This window comes from Sorangium sp. So ce590 (genome assembly GCF_051521365.1).
Lineage (GTDB): Bacteria > Myxococcota_A > Polyangia > Polyangiales > Polyangiaceae > Sorangium.
In genome coordinates, this window is sequence record NZ_CP150346.1 from 10214028 (window position 1) to 10238859 (window position 24832).

22 protein-coding genes are annotated in these 24832 nt (G+C 71.6%); 13 read left to right on the forward strand and 9 right to left on the reverse strand.

Translation table 11 applies throughout. The features are described from left to right. Positions 1-24 precede the first annotated feature (24 nt). From WMF28_RS38700 to WMF28_RS38710, 3 genes are read right to left on the reverse strand one after another with little or no spacing between them, the layout of a single operon-like run. On the reverse strand, positions 25-333 hold the full coding sequence (locus WMF28_RS38700) for a cupin domain-containing protein (RefSeq protein ID WP_437598649.1): 309 nt from the start codon (positions 331-333) through the stop codon (positions 25-27). Then, entirely contained in the window at positions 330-695 is a 366-nt protein-coding gene (locus tag WMF28_RS38705) for a hypothetical protein (RefSeq protein WP_437598650.1), read from the reverse strand. Before WMF28_RS38705 ends, WMF28_RS38700 begins: the two co-directional genes overlap by 4 nt. After that, complete coding sequence (locus WMF28_RS38710; protein WP_437598651.1) at positions 652-1335, reverse strand: hypothetical protein; 684 nt, start codon at positions 1333-1335, stop codon at positions 652-654. Before WMF28_RS38710 ends, WMF28_RS38705 begins: the two co-directional genes overlap by 44 nt. Before the next feature lie 177 nt (positions 1336-1512). Here WMF28_RS38710 and WMF28_RS38715 point away from each other — a divergent pair, with 177 nt between their 5' ends. The 6 genes from WMF28_RS38715 (at position 1513) to WMF28_RS38740 (ending at position 8196) form a co-directional block, all read left to right on the forward strand. Next, on the forward strand, positions 1513-2361 hold the full coding sequence (locus WMF28_RS38715) for a hypothetical protein (protein ID WP_437598653.1): 849 nt from the start codon (positions 1513-1515) through the stop codon (positions 2359-2361). Positions 2362-2742: 381 nt separating this feature from the next. After that, positions 2743-3822: a prephenate dehydratase gene (gene pheA / locus WMF28_RS38720; RefSeq protein ID WP_437598654.1), complete on the forward strand. Its 1080-nt coding sequence runs from the start codon at positions 2743-2745 to the stop codon at positions 3820-3822. 120 nt (positions 3823-3942) lie between these two features. Continuing rightward, complete coding sequence (locus tag WMF28_RS38725; protein WP_437598656.1) at positions 3943-5274, forward strand: hypothetical protein; 1332 nt, start codon at positions 3943-3945, stop codon at positions 5272-5274. A 147-nt stretch (positions 5275-5421) separates the two neighbouring features. Then, a complete protein-coding gene (locus WMF28_RS38730; protein WP_437598657.1) occupies positions 5422-6021 on the forward strand; it encodes an RNA polymerase sigma factor in 600 nt (199 codons plus the stop codon). Next, entirely contained in the window at positions 6018-7088 is a 1071-nt protein-coding gene (locus WMF28_RS38735; RefSeq protein WP_437598658.1) for a tetratricopeptide repeat protein, read from the forward strand. Before WMF28_RS38730 ends, WMF28_RS38735 begins: the two co-directional genes overlap by 4 nt. A gap of 142 nt (positions 7089-7230) precedes the next feature. Next, on the forward strand, positions 7231-8196 hold the full coding sequence (locus WMF28_RS38740) for a hypothetical protein (RefSeq protein ID WP_437598659.1): 966 nt from the start codon (positions 7231-7233) through the stop codon (positions 8194-8196). Between the two features lie 111 nt (positions 8197-8307). Here the strand turns inward: WMF28_RS38740 and WMF28_RS38745 are convergent, their stop codons facing one another. Continuing rightward, positions 8308-8562 (reverse strand): hypothetical protein, encoded by a 255-nt coding sequence (locus WMF28_RS38745; protein WP_437598660.1) that lies wholly within the window; start codon positions 8560-8562, stop codon positions 8308-8310. Between WMF28_RS38745 and WMF28_RS38750 the strand changes: the two genes are divergently transcribed. From WMF28_RS38750 to WMF28_RS38780, 7 genes are all read left to right on the forward strand, one after another. Continuing rightward, on the forward strand, positions 8552-9268 hold the full coding sequence (locus WMF28_RS38750) for a hypothetical protein (RefSeq protein ID WP_437598661.1): 717 nt from the start codon (positions 8552-8554) through the stop codon (positions 9266-9268). The genes WMF28_RS38745 and WMF28_RS38750 overlap by 11 nt on opposite strands. Before the next feature lie 57 nt (positions 9269-9325). After that, positions 9326-11389: a PEP/pyruvate-binding domain-containing protein gene (locus WMF28_RS38755; protein WP_437598663.1), complete on the forward strand. Its 2064-nt coding sequence runs from the start codon at positions 9326-9328 to the stop codon at positions 11387-11389. 79 nt (positions 11390-11468) lie between these two features. After that, complete coding sequence (locus tag WMF28_RS38760) at positions 11469-12707, forward strand: CotH kinase family protein (RefSeq protein ID WP_437598664.1); 1239 nt, start codon at positions 11469-11471, stop codon at positions 12705-12707. Positions 12708-12879: 172 nt separating this feature from the next. Next, entirely contained in the window at positions 12880-13560 is a 681-nt protein-coding gene (locus WMF28_RS38765; RefSeq protein WP_437598666.1) for a methyltransferase domain-containing protein, read from the forward strand. Positions 13561-13642: 82 nt separating this feature from the next. Continuing rightward, a complete protein-coding gene (locus WMF28_RS38770) occupies positions 13643-15889 on the forward strand; it encodes a glycosyltransferase (RefSeq protein WP_437598667.1) in 2247 nt (748 codons plus the stop codon). Positions 15890-15903: 14 nt separating this feature from the next. After that, complete coding sequence (locus WMF28_RS38775) at positions 15904-17313, forward strand: DUF362 domain-containing protein (protein ID WP_437598669.1); 1410 nt, start codon at positions 15904-15906, stop codon at positions 17311-17313. A gap of 238 nt (positions 17314-17551) precedes the next feature. After that, positions 17552-18787, forward strand: coding sequence for a non-reducing end alpha-L-arabinofuranosidase family hydrolase (locus WMF28_RS38780; RefSeq protein WP_437598670.1), 1236 nt, complete (start codon positions 17552-17554; stop codon positions 18785-18787). A gap of 85 nt (positions 18788-18872) precedes the next feature. Here the strand turns inward: WMF28_RS38780 and WMF28_RS38785 are convergent, their stop codons facing one another. The 5 genes from WMF28_RS38785 to WMF28_RS38805 form a co-directional block, all read right to left on the reverse strand. Continuing rightward, positions 18873-19622, reverse strand: coding sequence for a glutathione S-transferase (locus WMF28_RS38785; RefSeq protein WP_437598671.1), 750 nt, complete (start codon positions 19620-19622; stop codon positions 18873-18875). Positions 19623-19762: 140 nt separating this feature from the next. Next, on the reverse strand, positions 19763-22015 hold the full coding sequence (locus WMF28_RS38790; RefSeq protein WP_437598672.1) for a bifunctional SulP family inorganic anion transporter/carbonic anhydrase: 2253 nt from the start codon (positions 22013-22015) through the stop codon (positions 19763-19765). A gap of 252 nt (positions 22016-22267) precedes the next feature. After that, on the reverse strand, positions 22268-22633 hold the full coding sequence (locus tag WMF28_RS38795; protein ID WP_437598673.1) for a hypothetical protein: 366 nt from the start codon (positions 22631-22633) through the stop codon (positions 22268-22270). Between the two features lie 141 nt (positions 22634-22774). After that, positions 22775-23515 carry a ferritin-like domain-containing protein gene (locus tag WMF28_RS38800; RefSeq protein ID WP_437598674.1) on the reverse strand — a complete coding sequence of 247 codons (741 nt, stop codon included), beginning with the start codon at positions 23513-23515 and terminating at the stop codon, positions 22775-22777. Continuing rightward, positions 23508-23987 (reverse strand): hypothetical protein, encoded by a 480-nt coding sequence (locus tag WMF28_RS38805; RefSeq protein ID WP_437598675.1) that lies wholly within the window; start codon positions 23985-23987, stop codon positions 23508-23510. Before WMF28_RS38805 ends, WMF28_RS38800 begins: the two co-directional genes overlap by 8 nt. Positions 23988-24832: the final 845 nt, after the last annotated feature.

The window sequence follows — 24832 nt, forward strand, 5'->3', positions numbered from 1 at the left end:
GGCGCACCCCCTGCAGCATGGATTTCAGTTCATGAACGGGCGAAGGTCCCAGACTTCCATAAGGTGCAGCTCCGTATCACCCACGACCGTCATTGTGTAGTCCCCGGCGTCGATCTCCGCGACCTGACCCGCTTTCACCGTGACCTCCTCGTCACGCCTCACTGTGCATGCGCCGGCCAGCACGAACCACTTGGCAGCGCGCGTGCGGCCCGGAAACGTCGTACCGGGTGGATACTTGTGCTCCGCAATGCGGAACGACGCCGCCCCATACGTCTGCCTTATGAATGCCGGGGTCATCGGCTCGTTCGTGTACGGCCAGTTCTCTACTCTCATGAGTGTTCTCGCTCGCCAGAAGCCGATCCCGTACTTGGGAAGGCTTGAATGCCGATCTGAAGGCTCTCGAGACTGGGCATGAAGTGACCGCTGTGAGGCACGATCTTCATGCCCACAACCCTCCCGCCGGCTGCAGCGATCTCCGCCTGGCCGGCTGCCAAGTATGTCGCCGTGGTCGCGTTGTTGCGCGCGTCCGTCACCCGCACCAGCTCGCCCACCGGGTTGTGCTCGTACCGCGTCACGATCGGCTGCCCCACCTCGTCGATCGTGTTCCACTCCTCCACCGCCGCGATCCGCCCGCCCACGTCCCGGTAGGTGTTACGCGACTTGCCGTTCGCGTCGATCACCGTCTCCTGGAACATGAGCTGCCCATCGAGCTGCACAAGGTCGTGCTCGACCCACGTCCGCGCGTACCCAGCCGTTGCGGTGCTCGCTGTCGTAGCGAATGGCGAGCGCCGGCTGGAGCCTGTTGCGCCCCGGCGGGACCTCGATCGCGTGGCTCAGGTGCGCCGAGCCGCTCGAGCTCGCCTCCGGCGGCGCGATCAGCGTCACCCCGGCGAGCGGGCTGCCGAGCGCGAGCCCCTTGATGCTGCTCGGATCGAACGAGCGCGCCCCCGGCGCGTCGGGCATCGCCAGCGTCGCACCGATGAAATCGGTGAAGTGGTCGGTCAGGCTCGCCAGCTTGCCCTTCGCGGCCTCGCCGGCCCGCTCGACGCCCTGCCAGGTGCCGAACGACTCGTCGAAATAGAAGCCCATCACGTGCTGCGCCGTCATCCCCGGTGGAATGGCGTGCTCGTCATACGGCAGCGTCAGCCGCACCGGCTTCTTGAACCTGAGGCCATGCGGCCCGAAGCGATAGGCCTTCCCTCCGGGCGTGACGTTGACCATCGCGCGCCCCATCGGCCGCACCTCGCCCTCGGGCAGCGGCCGGATCGTGATCCGCACCGGCTCGTCCACCGCCCCCTCGGGGATCTCCAGGACAGCCCCCGCGAACGCCACCACCCGCGCCCTGCGCGCCCCCCTCCTCGATGGGCACCTGCGGCCTCTTCCTGGAACCCTGACAGCTGCGCACGCCGATCGTCGCAGCAGCATTTGGACGCCTGGCCCACGCGGAACGTTGTTGACATCGCCTGCCCATTCGCCACCATCACCCGGTTACGCTCAACCAGGAGGGAGCTCATGCCCCAGAGACGCACCGTGAAGAACTCATCCAAGCCCACGTCCTCCAAGGTCCAGTCGTCGAGCAAGACGCCCGCCCCCAGGACAAAACGCTTGGCCTCTCCGGCCCACGGTCCCACCAGCGAGGAGGCGCTCCTCGCGCTGGACCCGATCTACGCGACAGGTCCCGACATGCCGGTGAGCGTCGCGGAGCGCGAGCTCACCTCGCTGGCGCGCCTCGCGCAGGCGCAAGAGGCGCGCCTCTCCAGGATCGGGATCACCGCCGACAAGATGGCTCTCCTCGCGCGCTTCGCCCGACGCCTCGGCGCGCTCGAGAAGGCCTGGCAGAAGGCGCGCGGCGCCGTGAAGCTCACGTCGGCGCAGCGGAGGCTCCGCGACGAGGCCGAGGCGCTCGACGCGAAGCTCGTGGCCGGCGGCCGCTGGGGCTGCCGGAACGACGCCGCCGCCCAGGCCGAGCTCTCGCGCATCGCCGAGGGCTCCGGCCTGGCCGATATCATCCAGGACCTCCGCGATCTCGTCGACTTCTGGGACGAACACGAGGGCGCGCTCGGCGTGACCGATATCACGAGGAAGGATCTCGACAGGGCCAAGGCGCTCGCCGATGCGCTCGAAGACGCCGCCGCCAACGAGGCCTCCGACGCGAGCGCCGCGCACGCGCTGGAGCTCCGCAACCGCTGCTTCTGGGCCGCCGACGAGCTCGCAAAGGAGATCCGCGAAGGCGGCCGTTACGCCTTCCGCGATCAGCCCAAGATCGCGGCCAGGTTCGTGTCGCGCCACCGGACGACCCTGAACCGGCGCTCCCGCCGAAAGGCCAAGGCCGCCGAGCCCCTCGCCGCCCCGGAAATATAGCGTCTCCCGCGCCGGCCCCTATCGCTCCCGCGCCCGCCCCTATCGCTCCCGCGCCCGCCCCTATCGCTCCCGCGCCCGCCCCTATCGCTCCCGCGCCCGCCCCTATCGCTCCCGCGCCCGCCCCTGTCGCTCCCGCGCCCGCCCCTGTCGCTCCCGCGCCCGCCCCTGTCGCGCTCTCCTCTCTTCACATCCTCGGCGGTCTTCTCTTCTTCACCTCCGCTCCCCTCCGCTTCCCCCGCTCGACGCGTCGAGCCCGCACGGGCGCCGCTTCGCCCCCGACGCGCGCCTCCGTCGCGCGCGTTCCCGGCGCCGAGGCGAGCCTTGCGCAGCGGCCTCCCCTGCGCTTTGATGGCCGCCGGCCCCATAAGAGGTGAACCGTACATGACGACCCTTGGCGAGCTTCGCGTGCGCATCGACAGCATCGACGATCGGATCCTCGATCTCCTCGCCCAGCGGGCCGAGGTGGCCGTCGAGGTCGCACACGCGAAGCGCGCAGCGAACGCCACGCAGTTTCACGATCCAGAGCGCGAGCGGCGCGTGCTCGACCGCCTCCAGGCGAAGGGCGCGGGCCGCTTCCCGCGCGACGCCATCCGGGTCGTCTTCCGGGAGGTGATGAGCGCCTGTCTGGCGCTCGAAGAGCCCATGAAGGTGGCCTTTCCAGGGACCGAGGGCGCCTTCGCCGAGGTCGCCGCGCGCCACCTCTTCGGGCTGGCGGCGCGCTACCGGGAGACGGGCACCATCGAGGGCGTCTTCGACGCGGTGCGCGCGGGCGAGGCGGCCTGCGGCGTCGTCCCCGTCGAGAGCTCGACGGACGGCTCGGTGACCCTGACCGCCGACGCCCTGATCGAGAGCGACCTCCAGATCCGGCAGGAGCTCGTGCTCGACGTCGCGTATTGCCTGTTCAGCAAGGCGGAGGGGCTGAGCGGCGTCACCCGGGTCCACGGGCACTCGCACGCGCTCTCGCAGTGCCGCCTCTGGCTCGCGAAGCACCTCCCCGGCGCGCAGATCATCCAGACCGTCTCCGCCGCCGCGGCGGCGCACGAGGCCGTCAGCGACCCGGCCGCGGCGGCGGTCGGCAACCGCGGCGCGGGCGAGCTCTACGGGCTGCCGCTCCTCCGCGAGCGCATCCACGACCGCCCCGAGAACGCGACCCGCTTCATCGTCATCGCCCCGGTCGACGCGCCGCCCACCAGCGCGGACAAGACATCGATCGTCTTCTCCGTGCAGGAGGAGCCCGGCGCGCTCCGACGGGTGCTCGCCATCTTCGACGACGCGGCCATCAACCTGACCCGGATCGAGTCTCGTCCGAGCCGGCAAAAGCACTGGGACTACGTCTTTCTCGTCGACCTGGAGGGGCACCGGAGCGACCCGCGCGTCGCCGAGGCGGTCGAGCGGCTGCGCGCCCGCTGCGAGATGGTGAAGGTGCTCGGGAGCTACCCCCGGTCGGCCGGAACGCGCTGAGGCCCCGAGGGCGGCTGTCCCGACGCCTCAGCCCTGCTGTGCTCGTCTCGACTCCGCTGCTCGGGCCCGCCCGGCAGGGGGATGGTGCCCCGGAGGGAACGATGATATTTTCCGCAGCCCGTGCCGGCTGCGTCGCTCGCGCTCGCCCTCCGCGCTGCCCGAATGGCCGGCAGCGCGGTCGCGTGCGCGCTCCTCGCGCTGCCGGCGGCGGCGGCGGCCGCGCCCCGCGCCGCCCGCGGGCCGGTGCTCGTCCTCGCGGCCTTCCCCGGCGCCGGCAGCATCGACCAGCGGGCCATTGCCCTCGTCGCGGCCCGTATCCGCCCGCTCGGCGTCCGCCTCCAGGTCATCCGCCCCGGCGCGCCGAGGTCCGCGCTGCAAACGCTCCTCCCCGACGCCCGCGCCCTCGCCGACGCATGGGACGCGCGGGGCGTGCTCTGGATCGACGCCGGGTCGAGCGGCGAGCTCGCCCTGTACGTGGTCGAGCGCGGCGGCGATCAGGTCTACGGCCGCCGCATCCCGGTCCCGCCCGGGCAGACAGCGACGGCCCTCGAGTCGCTCGCCAGCATCGCCGGCGCGGTCGCCGAGGAGCTCCGCGAGGGGCGCGTCGCCGGCCTGACCGAGGTCGAGGTGGGCGTCGCCGCGGCCGCAGCGACGCCGGCGGCCCCGCCCGAGCCCGCCGCCCCTGCGCCCGCGGCGCCCCTCGCAGCGCCCGCAGACGCAGCGCCGCGCCCGCGAACGCCCGCGGTCGAGCCGGGCGCCCAGCCCGAAGCGCCCCGGCTGCCCGCGCTGGCCGTGCAGGTCGGCTACACCGGCGCGAGCTTCAGCGGCGAGGCGCCCTGGCAGAGCGCCGCCGCGCTCCGCGCCTCCTGGGCGCCGGTGGATCAGGCCGTGATCGGCCTGGGCTACGACCTGATCCCTCCGGCCACCCTCGGCGACGAGCGGGCGGCGTTCGAGCTCGTGCGTCACCCCGTGATCGCCTCGGGTCAGCTCCGGTTCAGGCTCCCGCTCGGCTTCGACCTGCAGCTCGGAGCGCGCGCCAGCGTCGATATCGTCGAGCGCATCCCCAGGCCTTCCGCGCAGCCCACCGCGCCGCCGCCGCCGGCCCGGTCGCTGCCCGCCCGGCCGCCGCCGCCGCCGCGGCGGCGGGGCCAGGGGCCGCTGCCGGGCTTCCCCCCCTGGCAGTGGCCGCATGTGGCTCCGCAGCAGCTGCCTCCGCCGGAGCCCCGGACCGATGTGCTCTTCAGCGTCGCGCCGGTCGCGGAGCTCGGGTATCCGCTCACCGGGTGGCTTCGCCTCAAGACGATGCTGGGCGTGGACTTCCTCCTGACGCGGCCCGACGCCTCCGTGCACCCGGACCTCGCGCTCCAGCCCGACCCGGTGCGGTTCCTCGCCGGCCTCGGCCTGGAGCTCGGCCTCGCCCCGCCGGCGGCCGAGGGCGTGGTCAGGCCATGATCGCCCGCGCCGCGTGACGCGACAGCGAAAGAAGTTTGACCCGGTTCGGCCCGGGCGCCGCACCAGGTCACGGCGATGGACGCTGAGCGCACACGAGCTCTTCGCGCGAGCCTCGGACCGTTTTCCGAGCCGCGACTGGCCAGCTCCATGACCCGCCCCCCTCCCTGCCCGTCACCCGCCGTGCCCGAGCCGCTCGACCTCGACCGGATGCGCCACGCCGGCGCGGGCGATCCGCGGGCGCAGGCCTGGCTCATGGCCCGCGTGATCCCGCGGGTCCGCCGGATCGCGCGGACGTTCCTCCGCAGCTCGGCCGACGCCGACGACGCCGCGCAGCTCGCCCTGCTCGCGATCCTGGAGAGCGCCTCGACCTACCGCGGCGAGGCCGCCGTCGAGGCCTGGGCCAGGCGCGTCGCCGTCCGGACGATCCTTCGCTACGTCAAGCAGCAGCGCCGGGATGGCGCCCCTGTCGCGCCGGAGAGCGCGATCGACGAGGAGATCGCCCAGGCGCCGCACCAACCCCCGTTCGAGGCCCTCCCGCGCGAGACGCGCGCGTACCTCGACGAGCTGCCGGAGGCGCAGCGCTACGCGATCCTCCTGCACCATGCGCTCGATTACTCGATCGAGGAGATCGCCGGAATGACCGAGGTCAGCCCCGACACGGTGAAGAGCAGGCTGCGCCTCGGGATCGGCGCGCTCCGCAAGCAGGTGCGCCAGGACATCGCCGTCGGCCGGAAGAGAGCATCATGACAGCGACCCAGAAGCCCGAGATCGATCTGGACCGCCTGCCCGCCATCTTCGCCGCCGAGGCGCGTGGCACGCCGATCCGCCCGGAGGACGCGGAGCTCCTCCGCCTCGCCGAGCAGGAGGACCCCGAGCTCCGCGGCGAGGCGCGGCTCTGGGCTGCGATCGGCAAGCTCGGCGACGAGCGCGGCGACGGCCGCGAGCTCAGCGACGCCGCCATGCTGGAGCGGGTGCTCGTGCGCGCCCACATGGAGCCCGCGCCCCGGAGCACGGCGAGGCCGCGGCCGACGCTGCGGCGAGGGCTCGCGGGGACGATCGCAGGCGTGGCCGTCGCCGCGACCCTCCTTGTCGCGCTCGCGGCGGAGCTGATCGACGGGCCCGCGCAGGCGCCCCCGCCGCCCGCGCCGGGCGGGAGCGAGGCGCTCGATCCGAACGGCGCGCTGCCCGCCCCAGGCTCCCCCGCGCCCACGCCGCCGGGAGAGCCCTCGCCGGGCGCCGGCGCGGCCGCCGCCCCGAACGAGCCGCCCCCCGGCGCGGCCGCCGCCCCGAACGAGCCGCCCCCCGGCGCGGCCGCCGCCCCGAGCGAGCCGCCCCCCGGCGCGGCCGTGGTGGCCAGCGAGCCCGCGGCCACCGGCGCCGGCGAGGCCCGGGATCGCGCCCCGCAGCCGCCCAGGCCGCGCGCGGAGGGGCCCACGGGGGGCCCCCAGGCGCTGCTCCTGCGCGCCCAGGCCCGGCTCGGGGAGGGGAAGAACGCCGAGGCGAGCGCCGCGTACCGCGCCCTGCTCGCGCAGCACCCTTCCAGCCCCGAGGCGCGGGCGGCGCTCGTGTCGCTCGGCCAGCTCGCGCTCCACCAGGGCAAGGCGGCCGAGGCGCTCGGCCACTTCGAACGCTACCTCGCCGGCCCCGGCGGCCCCCTCGCGGCGGAGGCCCGGGTCGGGCGGGTGCATTGCCTGCGCCGGCTCGGGCGGAGGGCCGACGAGCGCGCGGCCATCGCCGACTTCCTCGCCCGGCACGGCGAGAGCGTCCACGCGCCGCGGCTGCGCGCACGCCTGTCCGAGCTCGGCGGCAAGTGAGCGCGGGCGCGACGTCCGCAAAAAAGATTGACCCCCGATCCTACGACATCGCCACCAGGCCATCAAAATGTCGCAAAAAGTCCGCAATATTGTAAAATTCCCGTCCCGATGCAGAGGGTGCGCCGGCGTCCTCGTCGGGCTCATGAGCTTCCTGTCTCTCGGCTGCTCGTCCTCGGCGGCGGGCACCGGCGACCCGCCGGACCCTGGGGGCTCCGGCGGATCCGGGGGGTCGGACGGCGCGACCGGCGACCCCACGCGCCTCGTCGGCGCCTTCCAGGTGCGCTCGCTGCCAGGCGACGCGCCGGAGACGCCCGGCAGCGCGTCGGTGCTCGGGAAGATCTACGACGGGCCCACGCCCTCTCAGATCGTCTGGGAGCTCGCGACCGAGGAGGGGAGCTGCCGGCTCCTCACGCCGCGCGTCCCGTTCTGCAACGAGCCCTGCGGGGGCAGCGCCGTGTGCGTGGAGGACGACACGTGCCAGGCCTACCCGGCCGCGCACAGCGCCGGAGACATGACGGTGACCGGCCTGAACCTCGAGTCGGGCGAGGCGGCCTTCGTCATGAAACCCGTGGCGAACAATTACCAGCCGCCCGCCGGCGCGAAGCTCGGCTATCCGCCTGCCGACGAGGGACAGGCGGTCCGCTTCGAGGCGAGCGGCGATTACTTCAACGCCTTCGCGGTGGAGGCCAAGGGCGTGAGCCCCCTCGAGCTCCTGAACGACACGATCCGCATCGAGCCCGACAAGGCCGTGCAGCTCACGTGGACGCCGCCGGGGCAGGCCGGCATCTCCACGCTCCGCGTGACGCTCGATATCAGCCATCACGGGGGCACGAAGGGGAAGATCGAGTGCGTCGCCGAGGACACCGGCTCGCTCGATCTGCCGGCGTCGCTCGTCACGCAGCTCCTCGACCTCGGCGTGGCGGGCTTCCCGTCGATCGTCGCCACGCGCGAGTCCGTGGGCTCCACGACGATCTCGCCCGGCCGGGTCGATCTGGTCATCTCATCGCAGATCGAGCGACCGGTGGAGGTCGTGGGGCTCACCTCGTGCAACGACAGCTCGCAGTGCCCCGACGGCCAGACCTGCCAGAGCGATCTCACCTGCCAATGAGCCTCGCCGATCACGGCGCGACCGACAGTCCAGCTTACAAAGACAAGGAAACGAGACCATGACACGCGCTTATCACCCCGTGCTGCTCCCTCTCACCATGGCGCTGCTCCCTCACGTGCTCGGCTGCTCCGGCGGCGACACGGACGCCTCGAGCGACGGAGCGACCAGCACATCGTCGAGCTCCGGCGGCGGCTCCGGGGCCACCGGCGGCGGCACCACGGCGACCACCGGCGGCGGCACCACCGCGACCACCGGCGGCACCACGGCGACCACCGGCGGCGGCACCACCGCGACCACCGGCGGCGGCACCACGGCGACCACCGGCGGCGGGACGACCGAGAAATTCAGCTTCTTCGTGACCAGCATCGTCGCCATGCAGGAGCTGTCGGGCTCCCAGGACGGCTTCGGGGGCGATCTCCGCTTCGGGGAGACGGGCCCGGGCGCCGGTCTCCGCGGCGCGGACAAGATCTGCGCGACGATCGCCGAGAAGAGCCTTCCGGGCGCGGGGGGCAAGACGTGGCGCGCGTTCCTGAGCGCCACGGCAGGGGAGGACGGCAAGCGGGTCGACGCGATCGACCGGATCGGCGAGGGGCCCTGGTACGACCGGCTCGGACGGTTGATCGCCAGCAACAAAGAGGCGCTGCTCGACGAGCGCCCCACCGGGGCCGACGAGGGGCTCGCCGACGATCTGCCGAACGAGGACGGCGTCCCCAACCACCAGCCCGATCCGAGCCAGCCCGAGGTGGACAACCACGACACCTTGACGGGGAGCGACGACAAGGGGCGGCTCTATGGCTCGACGGCCACGTGCAGCGACTGGACGAGCGCGGCGGCGGACAGGAACTCGAAACCGCGCCTCGGACACTCGTGGCCGAGGAACTTCGGCGGCGGCGGGCCCGGCGGCCCGGGCGGCGGCGGGTTCAACATGGCCCACTGGATGTCGGCCCACGACGCGGCGGGGTGCACCCCGGGCGTCAACCTCGTGGACGCAGGGGGACCGGCGCAGGGCGCGACGAGCGTCGGATCCGGCGGCGGTTACGGCGGGATCTACTGCTTCGCCCTGACGCCCTGACGCAAGCTTGCCAGCGCGCGCCGCCCCTCGGTCACCTTACTTGTCTCAGGAGGATTCATGGTTCAAGGCAATCGCATCTCGTCGCTCCTCGCGCTCGCCCTGCTCTCCGCTGTGCTGCCGGGCGCGTGCGGCGGCTCGTCCGACGGTGTCGGCGTGACCGGGGAGGTCTGCGAACGCAAGAGCGACGACGGCTCGACGGAGTTCCTGAAGCGCGTGGGGTGCGCCGCGGACTTCGAGGCGCTGGCGTCGGCGCCCATCGACGCCACCTTGCCCGGCGCGCGGTCGGTCAAGGTGGTGATGGATATGGCCGACCAGAACGCGCTGTATTTCCAGAACAGCGTGCTCTACGAGGTCCACTACGCCTTCATCTCGTCGCACCTCTCCGGCGGCGAGCTGCCCTACGTCCCTCCCCTCTCCGAGTTCAACACGACCGAGTACTTCACGCCGGACCGCCGCTTCGTCCTCGGCGCGGTGACGCATTACGCGGGCCCCGGCGTGTGGGCGCTCGAGCTCTCCCCCTACGACACCGCGTCTGCGGACATGATCACCACCCTGTTCAGGGCGGTGCAGGGGGCCTCGTTCTTCGGATCGAAGCTCGCCTTCCACCCCACGTCGGAGGCCGTGGCGGCCGAGGCGAAGAAGCTCCCCGCCGACATCCCCGTGGTCAGCACCGGCGATCTCTACGCCGGGATCGACTACCAGCCGCTCTCGCTGGGCACGGCGATGGGGCGGCTCCGCTTCGCGAGGGCGGCGGAGCTCGGCGCGAAGTACCTGTCCCACCAGGACATCGTTGTGCTCGACGAGGCGCCCAACGACATCTCGGTCGTCCAGGGGATCATCACCGAGGCGTTCCAGACGCCGCTCTCGCACGTCAACGTGCTCTCCCAGAACCGGCGCACGCCCAACATGGGGCTGCGCGACGCGATGAGCCACCCGGAGCTGCTCGCGCTGAAGGACAAGCTCGTCGAGCTCACGGCGGGGCCGTCGTCCTGGAGCGTCCGCGAGGTCACCGAGGCGGAGGCCGAGGCGTTCTGGGAGGCGCACAAGCCCGAGCCCGTCACGCTCCCCGAGCTGGATCTGACGGTCACCGATCTGCGCGACATCAAGGAGGTGACCCCCGATCCGCCGGACGGCGAGCCGCTCCGGGACGCGATCAAGAAGGCCGTCCTCGCCTTCGGCGGCAAGGCGGCCCACTACTCGATCCTGGCGAGGATCCCCGAGGTCCCGATCCAGAAGGCGTTCTCCATCCCGATCTACTACTACGACCTGTTCATGAAGCAGAACGGCTTCTACGAGCAGATCGATGCGCTGCTCGCCGACGCGCAGTTCAACACCGACCCGGCGGTCCGCGACAAGGCGCTGAAGGCGCTCCGCGACGCGATGAAGAGCGCGCCCGTCGACGTCGAGCTCCAGGACCTCCTCAAGGCGAAGATCGAGGCGGAGTATGCCGGGCACCCGGTGCGCTTCCGCACCAGCACGAACAGCGAGGATCTCGACGGGTTCCCGTGCGCCGGCTGCTACGACTCGAACACGGGCGATCCGACCGACTGGGAGGACGTCCTCGACGCCATCCGCAAGACGTACGCGAGCGCCTGGAAGCTCCGCACCTTCGATGAGCGCACCTATTACGGCATCGATCACAGGACCATCGCGATGGCCTTGCTCGTGCACCACAATTTCCCGGACGAGGAGGCGAACGGCGTGGCCATCACGAACAACCCGTTCGACACGACCGGGGTCCAGCCCGCCTTCTACGTCAACGTGCAATCGGGCGGCGACGTGGAGGTCGTGGCCCCGCCCGCCGGCGTGACGAACGACGCGTTCCTCTACTTCTTCGGCCAGCCGAACCAGCCCATCACCTACATGACGCACTCGAGCCTCATGCCCGAGGGCCAGAGGGTTTTGACGGCGGCGCAGGTCCACCAGCTCGGCGTGGCGCTCGACGCCATCCACACCCGGTTCTCTCCCGCCTACGGGCCCGCGGGGGGCAACAACGGCTGGTACGCGATGGACGTGGAGTTCAAGTTCGACGACGACGCGAGCCCGGACGAGCCGCCGACGCTCTACGTCAAGCAAGCGCGCCCCTACCCCGGCCGCGGGGCTGCCGCCGCCGCGCCGTGACCCGGGCGCGCGCGTCACGGCGGGCGGACGCCGCGGGAACGCGGTATCACGAGGGATGCCTCACACAGAAGCGGGAACCATGAGCTCGGGGCGCGCTCCCACGGCCGCCCTCTCCCTCCTCCTCGTCGTGGCGAGCCAGAGCGGCTGTCCGGTCGACAAGGAGACCGGCGAGGCGGTCTTCGATCGGACGAAGCTGCACACGATCGCCATCACCGTCGACGGGGCCCACCTGAACCAGCTCGCCACGGACCTCGAGGCCCGCGTCCCGTGCACGCTGAGCTACGACGGCGAGGTCGTCCGCGGCGCCGGCATCCGGCAGAAGGGCAACAAGCTCGTGGAGCTCGAGGACAAGCCGAGCTTCAGCATCAAGATCGACGAGTTCGATGAAGAGGCGGAGCTCGACGGGCTCAAGAAGCTCTTGCTGAACAACGCCAAGCAGGACTCGGCCTTTCTGCGCGAGCAGATCGGCGGGGATCTGCACGACCGCGCCGGGGTGCCGGCCGCGCGCACCGCGCACGCGGTGGTGAGCCTGAACGGCGTCGACAAGGGCATCTACGTCGTCACCGAGGCCCTCGACAAGCGGTTCCTGAGGCGCCATTTCGGCGAGGTGAACGACGAGGGCGCGCTCTACGAGGGGCCGTGCTGCGGCGACTTCGTCGACGATCTCGGCGCCGCCGAGCTCGACGGCGGGGAAGACAAGGGCGCGGCGGCGCTCCGCGCGCTCGCCGCCGCCATCCGCGACACGCCGGACGAGCAGCTCGCGGCGAAGCTGAGCCAGCACCTCGACCTGGATCGGTTCATCACGAGCTTCGCCCTCGAGGCGCTCGTCGGCCACTGGGACGGCTACGCGTACCGGGCGAACAACTATTACATGTACAAGAACCCGGCCGACGGGCGCTTCGTGTTCATGCCCCATGGCATGGATCGCATCCTGGACGACCCGCGTTTCGACACCGAGACGGCGCCCGTCGCCGTGCTCCCGCGCCGGATCCGCGAGATACCGGCGCTCGACGAGCGATTCCGCGCCGAGCTCGCCCGCATCGCGAGCGCGGCGTGGGACGAGCCCGCCGCGCTCGCGGCCATCGATCAGGCGGCGCAGCTGATCGGCGCGGCCAGCGCCGGCGAGGCGACCCGGGACGATCAGCGCGAGTTCGCCGAGCACGCGGGCGCGCTCCGGGAGGCCCTGAAGCTGCGCCGCACCCTGATCGATCCCGCGATCGTGTGCGGCGACGGCGACGTCGGAGGGCTCGAGTCGTGCGATGACGGCAACACGGCAGGGGGCGACGGGTGCAGCGCAGGGTGTCGCGTCGAGCCCTGACCGCAAGCCGCCCTCCCTGTTGGGTAGTTGTCAAATTTGAACATGAAGGCGGAGCGCGAGACCGCCATAGAGCGGCGGCGATCCTGGCGGACCGCCGGAGCCGTGCTCCTGCTCAGGCCGGCCGCGCGCGGCCCGGGTGAGGCTCCGCCGGCCCCGTGCTATGAGGGCCGCCATGCCGAACGCCGCCGGCGACATCGATGTGGAGGCGCTGAACGACCGCCTCGCCCGGGAGCACCCGATCGACGACTACTACGAGCGCGCCCCGCTGCCGATCCGGCTCATCGAGCGCGAGCGGCTCGCCATCATCCGCGACATGCTCGGCGACTGCACAGGCCTCGAGCTCGCCGAGGTCGGCTCGGGCGGCGGGCACGTGCTGCGGATGTTCCCGCGGGCGCGCATCACGGCGATCGACGTCTCCGACGTCTTCCTCGACACCGCCCGCAAGAACCTCGCAGGCTACGACGCCCGCTTCCTCAAGGGCGAGGTCGAAGCGCTCGACCTGCCCGCCGCGAGCTTCGACCGCATCATCTGCACCGAGGTCCTGGAGCACACGGTCGATCCCGCCGCCGTCCTCGCGGAGATCGCCCGCCTCCTGCGCCCCGGCGGGGTGGCCGCGATCACGGTGCCGAACGACCCGCTCATCGCGCGGCTGAAGGGCATCGTCCGCCGCACGCCCGTCGGCTACCTCCTGCGCGACCGCATCCAGTGGGGCGGCGACGTCTACCACCTGCACACGTGGACTCCGGACGAGTTCGGCCGCCTCCTCGCGCGCCATCTGCGCGTGACCGAGCGCCGCGCGGCGCCCCACGGCGCGCTGCCGATCCGCGCGTGCTTCCGCTGCGTCCCCCCGTGACGCCCGCCGTGCATCCGGGCTGCCCCGAGCGCCCGTCGCCCTGCTGCGGGCGCCCCTTCCAGGCAAGATAGGCGAACACCCCATGTCCGACCCCCGATCCGAGCTTCCTCCGGAGACCCCGATCGAGCTCTCCGTCATCGTGCCCTGTCTGAACGAGGAGCTGAACATCCCCGAGCTCACCGAGCGCGTCCTCGGCGTCTTCCGCGAAGGGGGCCTCACGGGGGAGCTCCTCCTCGTCGACGACGGCTCGACCGACGGCACCGCCACGACGATCCGCGCGCTCATGGCCGCGCACCCCGGGCTCGTGGCGGGGTGCTTCCACCCGCAGAACCGCGGCATCACCGCGGCGTGGCGCACCGGCGCGGCCTCCGCGCGCGGCAAGCTCGTCGCCATCATCGACGCCGATCTCCAGTACCAGCCCGAGGACCTCCTGCGCCTCCGGCGCGAGCTCTACGAGCACAGCGTCGATGTCGTCCAGGGCTGGAGGAGCGCCGTCGGGCGGCGCATGGACCGCCGCTACCACCTGAGCCGCGGGTTCAACACCCTGCTGAACACAACCTTCGGGATGTCGCTGCACGACAACAAGAGCGGCTTCGTGATGTGCGCGCGCGAGGTGTTCCAGGATCTGCTGACGTACAAGGGCAGCTATTTCTACTGGCAGTCGTTCATCCTGGTCGCCGCCCACGCCAAGGGCTACTCGTACAAGGAGGTCGAGACGCTCTTCGAGCAGCGCCGTCAGGGCGTCTCCTTCCTCGACCAGCAGGCGGCCAGCGCCGTGGCCAAGTCGTTCTACGACCTCGGCAAGGCGGTCTGGGAGTACCGCGTGGACCGGATCCCGGCGGACGTGGCCACGCAGTACCTCCGCCTCCACCCGGTGGTCGACCGCTCGCCGGAGCGCGATCCGCTCACCACGGCGAAGTGGCGCGCGTACCTCGGCGCGTTCAACCACACCCACTGGATGATCACGCGCGACGTCGAGCACTACTACGATACGCTCCGCAAGACGCAGTGGCTCACGCCGGCGCAGACCCGCGAGCTCCAGGACGAGAAGCTGCGGCGGCTGCTCCGCCACTGCTATCGCAACGTGCCCTATTACCGCGCTCGCATGCAGGAGCTCAAGCTCCGGCCCGAGGACATCCGCGGCCAGGAGGACCTGCACAAGCTGCCGTTCCTCACCAAGGCCGATATCCGGCGGCACCTCTATTTCGATATCATGTCGGAGAACCACGACAAGTCGCAGGTCCTCAAGATCACGACGAGCGGCTCCACCGGCGAGCCCTTCGTCTGCTACGCCGACCGGGCGCAGCTCGAGTTCCGCTGGGCGGCGACGCTCCGGGCGCAGGAGTGGACGGGCTACCGCTTCGGCGACCCGACGGTGCGGCTGTGGCACCAGACGATCGGGATGACCCGGTGGCAGGCGGCCCGCGAGCGCGCGGACGCCATCCTGTCGAACCGGACGTTCATCCCCATCTTCGAGCTGTCCGACGACAACCTGGGCAAGATGATCGAGCGGATCGCCGGCGTGCAGCCGGTGCTCATGGACGGCTATGCCGAGGCGCTCGATTTCCTGGCGCATTACGTGAAGAGCACCGGCAAGGTCGCGGCCCGGCCGCGCGCGATCATGTCGAGCGCGCAGACGCTGCCGCTGCCGAGCCGCCGGCTCATCGAGGAGGCGTTCGGCTGCAAGGTCTTCGACAAGTACGGCAGCCGCGAGTTCTCGGGCATCGCGTACGAGTGCGACGCGCACGAGGGCCACCACGTGGTGGCCGAGGGGTACCTCGTCGAGATCCTCCGCGACGGGCGCCCCGCGGAGCCCGGGGAGATCGGAGAGGTGGTGATCACCGATCTCAACAACTTCTGCATGCCTTTCGTCCGCTATCGCATCGGCGATCTCGCCGAGGCGATGGACCCGGCCGTGCCGTGCCCCTGCGGCCGCGGGGCGCCGCGCGTGGGCCGCATCGAGGGGCGGGTCCAGTCCATCATCCGTGGGACGGACGGGCGCTATCTCCCCGGCACGTTCTTCGCGCATTACCTGAAGGAGTTCGATTATGCGATCAAGCGCTTCCAGGTGGTGCAGGAGGAGCGCGACGCCATCACGTTCCGCGTCGTCAAGGGCGGGCGGTACTCGCCGCAGGTGCTGGACGAGGTGCTCGCCGTGTTCCGCCGTTACCTGGGCGAGCGGATGCGCATCGAGGTCGAGTTCGCGGACGACATCGCGCTCGTCCGCACGGGCAAGCACCTCGCGAGCGTCTCGCGGCTGAACGTCGACTTCCAGCGCGCCGCGCCGGTGGAGATCCTGTCGTCCAGCCAGAACGGCGCGGGCGGCTGAGAGGGGCGCTCCCGGTGGCACCGACGATGAACCGCGTGGTGACCGTATCGAGGCCGGGCCTCGGCTACGCCGATCGCGCGCCGTACGGCCCGCCGGGCCCGGTCTACGAGGCGGTCGAGGCGCTCTTCCGCCGGCTCGGCCTCGACGCGGCGCGCGCCGGCACGCCGGCGTGGAACCCGCTCGGCGACCTGATCGCGCCGGGCGACCGCGTCATCATCAAGCCGAACCTCGTCTCGTCGAAGAACCTGCACCAGAAGATCACGGGCGAGCGGCTCGCCGCCTCCAGCACGCACGGCTCGCTCCTCCGGCCGGTGCTCGACTATGCGCTCCGCGCCGCCGGTCCGCGCGGGCGGGTGCGCGTCGTCGACTCGCCGGTCGAGGGGTGCGAGATCGAGAAGGTGGCCGGCCCGCTCGGCATCTTCGAGGTCATCGATCACCTGAAGGCCCAGGGCCATGACGTCGATTTCATCGACCTGCGGTATTTCCGGGTCGCGCCGGTGTTCGCGCTGGACGACGTGCGCCGCCTCGGCCGCTCGTGGAACCTCGGGCTGCTGCTCCGGCGCCGCCTGCCCGGCGACCCCCGGGGCTACCGGGTGGTCGATCTCGGCCGCGGCAGCTTCTTCGCCGGCGCGAGCGCCCCGCGCCCCGGCGCGCTGCGGTTCCACCGGAGCCATTACACGACGCCGGTGCCGCACCATACCGAGCAGCGGCACGAGTACAGCATTCCCCAGACGTTGCTCGACGCGGATGTCGTCATCAACCTTCCCAAGCTGAAGACGCACAAGAAGACCGGGGTCACGCTCTCGCTGAAGAGCGTGATCGGGTTGACCAACGAGAAGTACTGGCTCCCGCACTTCACCGAGGGCGATCCGTCGGTGGGCGGCGACGAGTTCGATCGGCCGCAAGGCATGGGCGACGCGGTGGAGAACAAGCTCAGCCGGCTCCCGCTCCCGGGCGATCACTCGCTCGTCGCGCGCGCGCCGCGGCTCGGTGCGCCGCCGAAGGTCATCGATGGGAGCTGGGAGGGGAACAACACGCTCTGGCGGACCATCCTGGATCTCAACCGCATCCTGTTCTTCGCGGACCGGGAGGGCGCGCTGCGCGGCGAGCCGCAGCGGCGGTATCTGACGATCGTGGACGGCATCGTCGCCGGCGAGGGGGAGGGGCCGCTCGGCGCGACGCCGGTGCGCGCAGGGCTCCTGATAGGCGGGTTCGACCCGAGCGTGGTCGACGGGATCGCGTCGCAGGGGATGGGCTTCGATCCGGCGCGGATACCGCTCGTGCGCGAGTCGCTGGGCGGGGCGCTGCTCCCTGGCAGCCGCCTGGACGAGGTCGAGCACATCGTCGACGGCCCCGCGCCGGCGTACCTGTTCAAGCCGCCGCGGAGCTGGCCGTCGCTGCGCCCCCCTCGGGATCCAGGATAGCCGCGCGCCGCTTTTCTGATTGACGTCGGCCATGTGAACGTTCACAATCTGGGTTCCAGGTATTCCTTCGTCTTGCTCTGGACAGGCCGGCATCTGCACCGGGCCTGCGTCCTCGTGCGCGTTCACCTTGACGGTCGGGCTCTGCGGAGCTCGCTGGCCCGATTGGGCATCCCTCTGGAGATTAGCAATGATCAATCCCCTCGATTTGCCCCGCCGACCGCTGACCCCGTGCCGTTCCATGCTTCGATTCTCGGCCCTCGGCTGTGCGCTCGCCGCGCTCGCCGGTTGCGCCAGCGACACGTCGGACGGGCAGGAGCCCCCTGGGACGGGTGGCGCCGGCGGCACGACGGGCGCAGGCGTCACGACGGGCGCGGGCGTCACGACGGGCGCGGGCGTCACGACGGGCGCAGGCGGGTCGATCCCCAGCACGAGCACGGCAAGCGCGACGGGCACGGGCGGCGACATGACGGCGACCGGGAGCGGTGGCTCTCCGGCGGCCGGTAGCGGCGGTGGCGGTGGCGGCCCGACGGTGACCTGCGACTTGCCCACCACGTACAAGTGGAAGTCGGGGCCGCCGGTGATCGGCCCCAAGCCGCCTGCTGGCCGCACCTTCGCCTCCGTCAAAGACCCGACGATCGTGTTCTTCGAGAACAAGTACCACGTATTTGCCACCGTCTTCGACACCACGTCGGGCAACGGCGGGTGGCAGTCGGTGTACCTGAATTTCACGGACTTCTCTCAGGCGAACGCCGCTACGCAGAACTACATGGGGGGCTGGCCCACCGGCAGCACGGTCGCTCCCCAGGTCTTCTATTTCCGGCCGCACAACAAGTGGTACCTCATCTACCAGTGGAACGGCCGGTACTCGACCAACGACGACATCAACAACATGAACGGCTGGAGTCGTCCCCAAACGCTGCTCCGAGGCGAGCCAGGTCAGATGGGGAACACCCTCGGCGCGCTGGATTTCTGGGTCATCTGCGACGACGACAACTGCCACCTCTTCTTCTCGCGGGACGACGGGAAGCTCTACCGCTCCAAGGTCAGCATCGACAAGTTCCCGAACTTCGATGGTTATGAGGTCGTCATGACGGCTCCCAGCTCGGGGCTCTTGTTCGAAGCCAGCAATGTCTACAAGGTGGACGGTTCGAACAAGTACCTGCTCCTGGTGGAGGCGTTCGACAACAGCCCTCGCTTCTTCAGGTCGTGGACCTCCGAGAGCCTCGATGGGCCTTGGGCCCCCTTGGCGGATACAAAGGCGAAGCCCTTCGCCGGCCCGGCCAACGTGACGTTCGAAGGCGGCGACTGGACCGACGACATCAGCCACGGCGAGCTGGTCCGCTCCGGGCACGACGAGAAAATGACCCTCGATCCGTGCGACCTGCGGTTCCTCTACCAGGGGAGAGATCCGAGCGTTGGTGGGGAGTACGGCCGCCTGCCCTACAAGCTCGGACTGTTGACGCTCGATAAGTAGCACGGCCGGCGTCAATCAAAATTGACCGGCGCGCGGCGTTCCTCGCTCCCCTCGCTCAGCGCGGGGGAGCGGGTCGCGCGCCCATTCATCGTCTCTTCGACGGCGCCGGATCGAGCTCCGGATAGCGCCGGAAGATGCCGTCTTCGTTGAACGGTATCCGCCGATCCGAGGCCAGGTAGGCCGCGATCCGCGGGCGCTCGGCCACGCGGTCGTGCAGCGCGACGAGCGTGGGGATCTTGGGCGCGAAGGCGGCCATGGCGTGCGGGAACGCGTAGCGGAGGCCCTCGATGATCTGGAACATCGAGAGATCGACGTAGGACATCGCGCCTCCCAGGAGGTGGCGGCCGCCGTGGCGATCGAGGACGCGCTCGAAATAGCCGAGGAACTTGGGCATGCGCTCGGCGAGGAAGGCCTCTGTCCGGCGGAGGGCCTCGGGCTTCTGGTCCTCGTAATAGAGATCGACGGAGATGGGGTGATGGGCGTCGTGCACCTCGGCGACCAGATCGGCGATGGTGAGCTGGATCTGGTGGGCGCCGAGCCTGCTCGCCTCGTCGTCGGGCGCGAGGCCGAGGCGCGGGCCGAGGTAGAAGAGGATGTTGGCCACCTGTGCGATCACGAGGTCCCCTGCGCGGAGGAACGGCGGCGCGAAGGGCTCGAGCGCGAGGGCGTGGCTCTTCATGAGCTTCTGCATGGCGGCGACGCCGCCGTGCTTCGCCGCGGGCAGGCGGGCGACGTCGGCATAGGGGGCGCCGGCGTCCTCGAGCGCGAGGCGCACGAACTCGCCTCGACCCTGAATACCCGGCCAGTAATACAGCTCGTACGTCGGTGCCTTCATGCCGGGTAGCTCGCACCGGCGAAGGTCCCGGTCAATGGGCGCGCCGCCGGGCGGTCGGCCGGGTCCGGCGCGGGCACGCGACCGGAGCCTGCTCGGGCCCAAGGCCATGCCGGCGTGAGCCGCTTCAGGCGCCGGAGAATCTAGCCGGACGACTCCCGACGACCGGCCATCACGGCGAACGCCCCCTTGGCCTCGTCCCATTCGAACAGCTCGGCCTGACCGACGTCATAGAACCAGGCGTGAAGCTCGATCTCACCGCTCGCGAGCCGCTCGCGCACCAGCGGAAACTGCCGGAGATTGTCGAGCTGGCGCACGGTCGCGGCGCGCGCCGCGTCGTCCACGTCGGCGTGCCCCGACAGATCGCCCGACGCCGCCGGGATCTCCACGAGCCAGCGCTTGAGCGTCGGCAGCTCGTCAGGCACGTGCCCGCTCTTCACGGCCTTGACGGCGCCACAGGACGAGTGCCCGCAGATCACGATATTGCGCACGCCCAGCACGCCGACCGCATATTCGACAGCCGCTCCCTCACCCGGCCGCGTCGACTCGCTCGGGGGCGACACCATCGCGCCGAGGGCACGCACGATGAATAGCTCGCCCGGGTGCGTGCCCGTGAGCATCGAGGGCGTGATCCTGCTGTCGACGCACGTCACGAAGAGCGTGTGCGGGTGCTGCCCGTCGGCGAGCTGGTCGAAGAGCGGCGTGTAATGCTCGCGCACCTCGATCCGGAACCGCTCGAGGTTCGCGACCACCTGCGCGCGCATCCCGAACGCGCGCGCTTGCCCGAGGACCGCATCGACATCTCGGTCCGTGACGGCCAGGCGTCCGGCGAGGAGATCCCCGCGATCGGCCGCGAGCAGCTTGTCGCGGCAGGCCGGAGAGGCGCCGAGGACGACGACGCGAACGCCGCGAAGGACCAGGTCGGCCACGAGCGAGAGGAAGCGCTCGCAGCCGGTCAGGTCCATCACCTGCACCCCGCGAATATCGAGGATCACGCCCGCCGTCGGGTCGAGCGTGGCCAGGCGCCGGCGCGTCGCTTCGAGCTCGAGCACCACGAGGAACGTGATGGGGCCGCTGAAGTTGACCTGGTGCGGAGCGCCCGCGCTGCCCTGGTGAACCGCGGCGCGGAAGCGAGCGATGCGCCACAAGGCCAGCGCCAGCGTCGCCAGGAGCCCGACCTCGATCCCGCGCAAGAGGCCGCCGAAGAGCATCACGAGCGCGGTCGCCACGAGCACCACCGCCGCGGAGCGCGAGATGCGATAGACGGCGACGAGCGGCCGAAGATCGAGCAGCGGCACGGCGATCGCGATGACGACGCCGGCCAGCGCGGCGAGCGGCACGAGGCGATCGACCACCAGGACGACCGCGGCGAGCGCCGCGCCGAAGAGGGCATGAAAGAGCGCCGCGGCGCGGTGGAGGCCGCCCGCGGCGCGCACAACGGACGAGCGCGCGATAGACCCGGCCGCCGGGACGCTGCCGAGCAGCGACAGGAGGATGTTCGCGAGCCCGTAGCCGACCATCTCCTGATCGAAGTCAGGCCGCGCGCCGGGCACGCGCTCCTCTTCGGCGCTCGCCGAGAGCAGCGTCTCCATCGAGGCGAGCGCGAAGAGGACGAGCGCGGCCCGACCGAACTGCGCCATGCCGTGCGCGGGCTCGCTGGGCCACGGACCGAGCGGCAGCGCGAAGGCCATATCGGACAGCGTGGGGAGATCCAGGTTCGCCAGGTGGGTGAGCCCGGCGCACGCCGCGATCGCGAGCAGCGCGACAGGGGCGCGCCGCGCGTAGCGGGCCCCCAGCCACGTGGCCGCGCCCGCGAACACGGCCATCGCGAGCGCCGGAGCGCGCGCGCCGCCGAGGTGCGCGCCGATTCGGTCGAGCACGCGCAGCGGGTCGAGGTCCGTGGACGTCGCGAAGCCGAGCGCGTCGGGCAGGCTCTGGAGGACGAGCAGCGCGCCGAGGCCCAGCACGAAGCCGTGCACGACGCTCAGCGGCACGAGGCGAGCGAAGCGGCCGACCCCGAGCATGCCGAGGAGGAGCTGCAGGAGGCCGCATATCGCGCCCGCGAACGCGAGGGTGGCCGCCCCGTAGTCGCGGGCGATGTCGGCGAGCGCGAAGCCCATCGCGAGGCCCGGCCCGGCGAGGCCGAGCCTCGTGCCGCCGAGGAGCGCGACCACGGCGCTGCCGACGACGGCGCAGGTCAGCGCGGCCGCAGGGGGCAGCCCGGCGTGGTGCGCGGTGAGCAGGGCCAGCGCGAACGAGGGGCCGAGGGCCGCGGCGCCCGCGACGGCGTCGCTCCACCGCGTCGCGCGGTGAGACGCCTCGCGCCATGACGGGAGGAGCGCGCGCAGGCCGAGATCCGGCCGCGGCATCAGCAAGGGCTTCTGCCGGTCGCTCATGGCGCGCAGGATGCCTGGAAGGACGTGGCGGGCGGAAGCTCGAAATGCGCTCGCGGGTCGACGTATCCGACTCGCACCGTCATCGTGGGCCTTCATCCCTGCTCGCCGAAGATCCGCCGCCGAGGCACCCGACGAGACCCATCACTGGACGGATTGACCGAGAGCAGGGTGGGCGGCAATCCCGGGTCGCCGCGCCACGAACCAGCAAGAGGACGGCGCAACGCGAGCTCCGCGGCGCCGAGGATCGGACCGTCAGAACAGCAGCCGAACGCCACCGCCGAGCGGGCCGATCTGGAGCTGAGCCTGCGCCTTTGCGCGATCGATGTTGATCTGACCCGTGATCCAGAGCGGTACGCCCGTGGCGGCCATGGCGCCTCCGAGGCCCATGAGCACGGTGGGAAAGACCCACGCACGAGACGAGCAGTCGCAGAGATCGTCGTCGCCCGGTCGGGTGAGGAAGTACATGCCTGCTCCCACGGCGCCCAGGGCCAGCCCACCCACGGCGAGACCGGTGCCCACGTCGCGCCGGGTGGCGTCGATGGGGGCGGCCGGCGCCGTCGGCTCGGCCTGCGCGTTGCCCGCGAGCAGCAGGATCAACCCGAACGCGGCGCATCGCATGTCTGCGAGGATCGCTGGTCGCGGCGCGCCCGTCAAGCCGAGCGACGGCGCCGGCCTCCGCCGGTGCCAGAGGCGCCGCCCTCCAGTCGCGCGTTCCGAAGAGCAGGCCGCCCAGGGATCCCAAACGCGCTTGCGCGCCGATCACACCGTGGGTCCAAGGCGAGCCTCATGCTCCCCGAGCCACGCCTCCCCGCGCGCCGTATCCACGCCGAATCGCCGTAGCCCAGGAAGAACCACGAGCCGCATCGTCTCGCTGAAGATTCGCCTGCTCTCGCCGCGTCCGAGCGCGCCGAGGCCCGACAGCGCATCTTGCGCCGGATCCTCGGCCTCCGCCGAGAAGAGCACCTCCGCGGCGACGGTGCCCGCGAGCATCGCCGGGAGGTACGCGCCGATCACGTCTCCGACGCCGCGCTCCCGCTCGGCCGCGAGGTGCGCCCAGCCGAGGCGTGCGTGGTCGATCTCGTCGCGCAGGATGCGATGCATGTTCTCCCGCACGACGGGATCGGCCGCCCGCGAGACGAGCTCGCCGAGCAGCGCCGCGCTGAGGGTCTCGGTGATGCACGACATCGCGACGACCTCGTAAAGGACACGCTCCCGGGCCCCGAGCCCGCGCGGCCCGACCTCCCGCGCCGGAGGCGCCGGGCCGAGCGCAACCGGCTCGCCGCCGAGCTCGCGCACGAGCGCCGCGCATTGCTCTGCATGGCGCCGCTCGTCGGAGGCCGCGTCGCGCGCCATCGTGACGACCGGGCCCACGGCGCCCACGGCCGCGAGCTCGTCCCCGAGCCGCGAGAAGCGCGACGCCGCCTCGAGCTCGGCGCGCGCCCTCCGCCGCCAGACCCGCGCCGCCGAGGCGCGCACCGCCGCGCGATCCACGTCAGTCACCGCAGCACCCCACTCCGTCGTTCGCAGCGGCGCAGAACCCCGCGCAGCAAGGCTCGTCGTTGTTGCAGCCGTCCATCCAGCAGCACGGGCAGCCGCAAGGATCTTTCGGCTCGCCGGGAAATTCGAGGACGGTGCATTGCGGGCCGCCCCCGCCGCCCCCCGTTCCGCTCGTCGCGCCGCCGCCGCTGCCCGCCGTCGCCCCCGCGCCGCCGCCGCCTTGGGCTCCCGAGCCGCCCGTCGCGTCCTCGCCGCCATGGCCGCCGCTGCCCGCCGTCGCCCCCGCGCCGCCGCCGCCTTGGGCTCCCGAGCCGCCCGCCGCGTCCTCGCCGCCATGGCCGCCCGCCCCGCTCACCGCCCCCGGCGCGCCGCCGCCGTCGCCGCCGCTCCCACCGCCGGCCTGCTGCCCACACGCCCCGAGGCCGAGCGACGCACCACCGAGGACCACCACGCTGAAAAGTCTTTCGAGCTTCATCACACCCTCCAGATCAAGCAAGGCACAACGAAGGACCGCCGCGCCGCTGCCCGGCGCTCCCCCGTCGTGACACGCTCAGCATGCAGGCCATCTCGCGTCCTGTGAATCGAAACTTTCAGCATAGTATTGTTCGGCGGGGCCGAACGATGCTCTCTCGACCGAGGTCCCCCGCCCGCGCGAGCCTGCCCGACCTCGGCGCGCCGCTCTTCGATCGGACGACCGCCGCGCCGCGCTCACGCCCGCCGCCGCTGAAGGCTGAAGGCCCGTGGGGTGCTGAGCTGAGCTGCTGAGCGGGCGCTGTCACGGCGGTGTACCAGCGCGACGGCGCGGTGTCATGGCCGCGTGCCAGCGCGGTGTCATGGCCGCGTGGCACCACCCCGAGATGGATATCGCCTATCTCTCGTTCGCGAACGGCGGGCCGGACCCCGATGGGGCGAACGAGAGCGTGGTCAGCTGGATGATGAGCCAGCCCGCGTACCGGCGGACCACGGGCGGGTGCAAGGACGACCCCGCGCTCGTGACGGGAGTGCAGCGCTTCTGGGACGAGAAGCACAACCGCCGAGAGCGCCTCGATCAGGCACCGCCGCCTCCGCCACTCCCGCCTCCGCCACCAGAGCCGCCGGCCCCAGGGAGGCTACAACAGAGCTCGGTTTCATTCCGACCGTCGACGCAATCTGGACCCATCCCAAACGGACTCGCACTGGGTGCGCAGTACCAGCCTTCCGGGTGTTCTGGGTGATCGACCGCGCAAGCGGCGGACAGGTCGGGATCGTCATAGCAATACTCCGTTGTGCTGGTGATCGAACTGCTGACGGCGTCCCCCGCGCTGACGCTCGAGCTCGTGG

Excerpts from the sequence above, each read along its gene's own strand:
- WMF28_RS38770 (WP_437598667.1), top strand. The coding sequence starts at position 13,643 with ATGTCCGACCCCCGATCCGAGCTTCCTCCGGAGACCCCGATCGAGCTC.
- WMF28_RS38785 (WP_437598671.1), bottom strand. The coding sequence starts at position 19,622 with ATGAAGGCACCGACGTACGAGCTGTATTACTGGCCGGGTATTCAGGGT.
- WMF28_RS38805 (WP_437598675.1), bottom strand. The coding sequence starts at position 23,987 with ATGAAGCTCGAAAGACTTTTCAGCGTGGTGGTCCTCGGTGGTGCGTCG.
- WMF28_RS38760 (WP_437598664.1), top strand. The coding sequence starts at position 11,469 with ATGAGCTCGGGGCGCGCTCCCACGGCCGCCCTCTCCCTCCTCCTCGTC.
- WMF28_RS38740 (WP_437598659.1), top strand. The coding sequence starts at position 7,231 with ATGAGCTTCCTGTCTCTCGGCTGCTCGTCCTCGGCGGCGGGCACCGGC.
- WMF28_RS38715 (WP_437598653.1), top strand. The coding sequence starts at position 1,513 with ATGCCCCAGAGACGCACCGTGAAGAACTCATCCAAGCCCACGTCCTCC.
- WMF28_RS38705 (WP_437598650.1), bottom strand. The coding sequence starts at position 695 with ATGTTCCAGGAGACGGTGATCGACGCGAACGGCAAGTCGCGTAACACC.
- WMF28_RS38795 (WP_437598673.1), bottom strand. The coding sequence starts at position 22,633 with ATGCGATGCGCCGCGTTCGGGTTGATCCTGCTGCTCGCGGGCAACGCG.
- pheA (WP_437598654.1), top strand. The coding sequence starts at position 2,743 with ATGACGACCCTTGGCGAGCTTCGCGTGCGCATCGACAGCATCGACGAT.
- WMF28_RS38780 (WP_437598670.1), top strand. The coding sequence starts at position 17,552 with ATGCTTCGATTCTCGGCCCTCGGCTGTGCGCTCGCCGCGCTCGCCGGT.
- WMF28_RS38700 (WP_437598649.1), bottom strand. The coding sequence starts at position 333 with ATGAGAGTAGAGAACTGGCCGTACACGAACGAGCCGATGACCCCGGCA.
- WMF28_RS38730 (WP_437598657.1), top strand. The coding sequence starts at position 5,422 with ATGACCCGCCCCCCTCCCTGCCCGTCACCCGCCGTGCCCGAGCCGCTC.
- WMF28_RS38755 (WP_437598663.1), top strand. The coding sequence starts at position 9,326 with ATGGTTCAAGGCAATCGCATCTCGTCGCTCCTCGCGCTCGCCCTGCTC.
- WMF28_RS38765 (WP_437598666.1), top strand. The coding sequence starts at position 12,880 with ATGCCGAACGCCGCCGGCGACATCGATGTGGAGGCGCTGAACGACCGC.
- WMF28_RS38745 (WP_437598660.1), bottom strand. The coding sequence starts at position 8,562 with ATGCTGGTCACGAAGAAGCTGAATTTCTCGGTCGTCCCGCCGCCGGTG.
- WMF28_RS38735 (WP_437598658.1), top strand. The coding sequence starts at position 6,018 with ATGACAGCGACCCAGAAGCCCGAGATCGATCTGGACCGCCTGCCCGCC.
- WMF28_RS38790 (WP_437598672.1), bottom strand. The coding sequence starts at position 22,015 with ATGAGCGACCGGCAGAAGCCCTTGCTGATGCCGCGGCCGGATCTCGGC.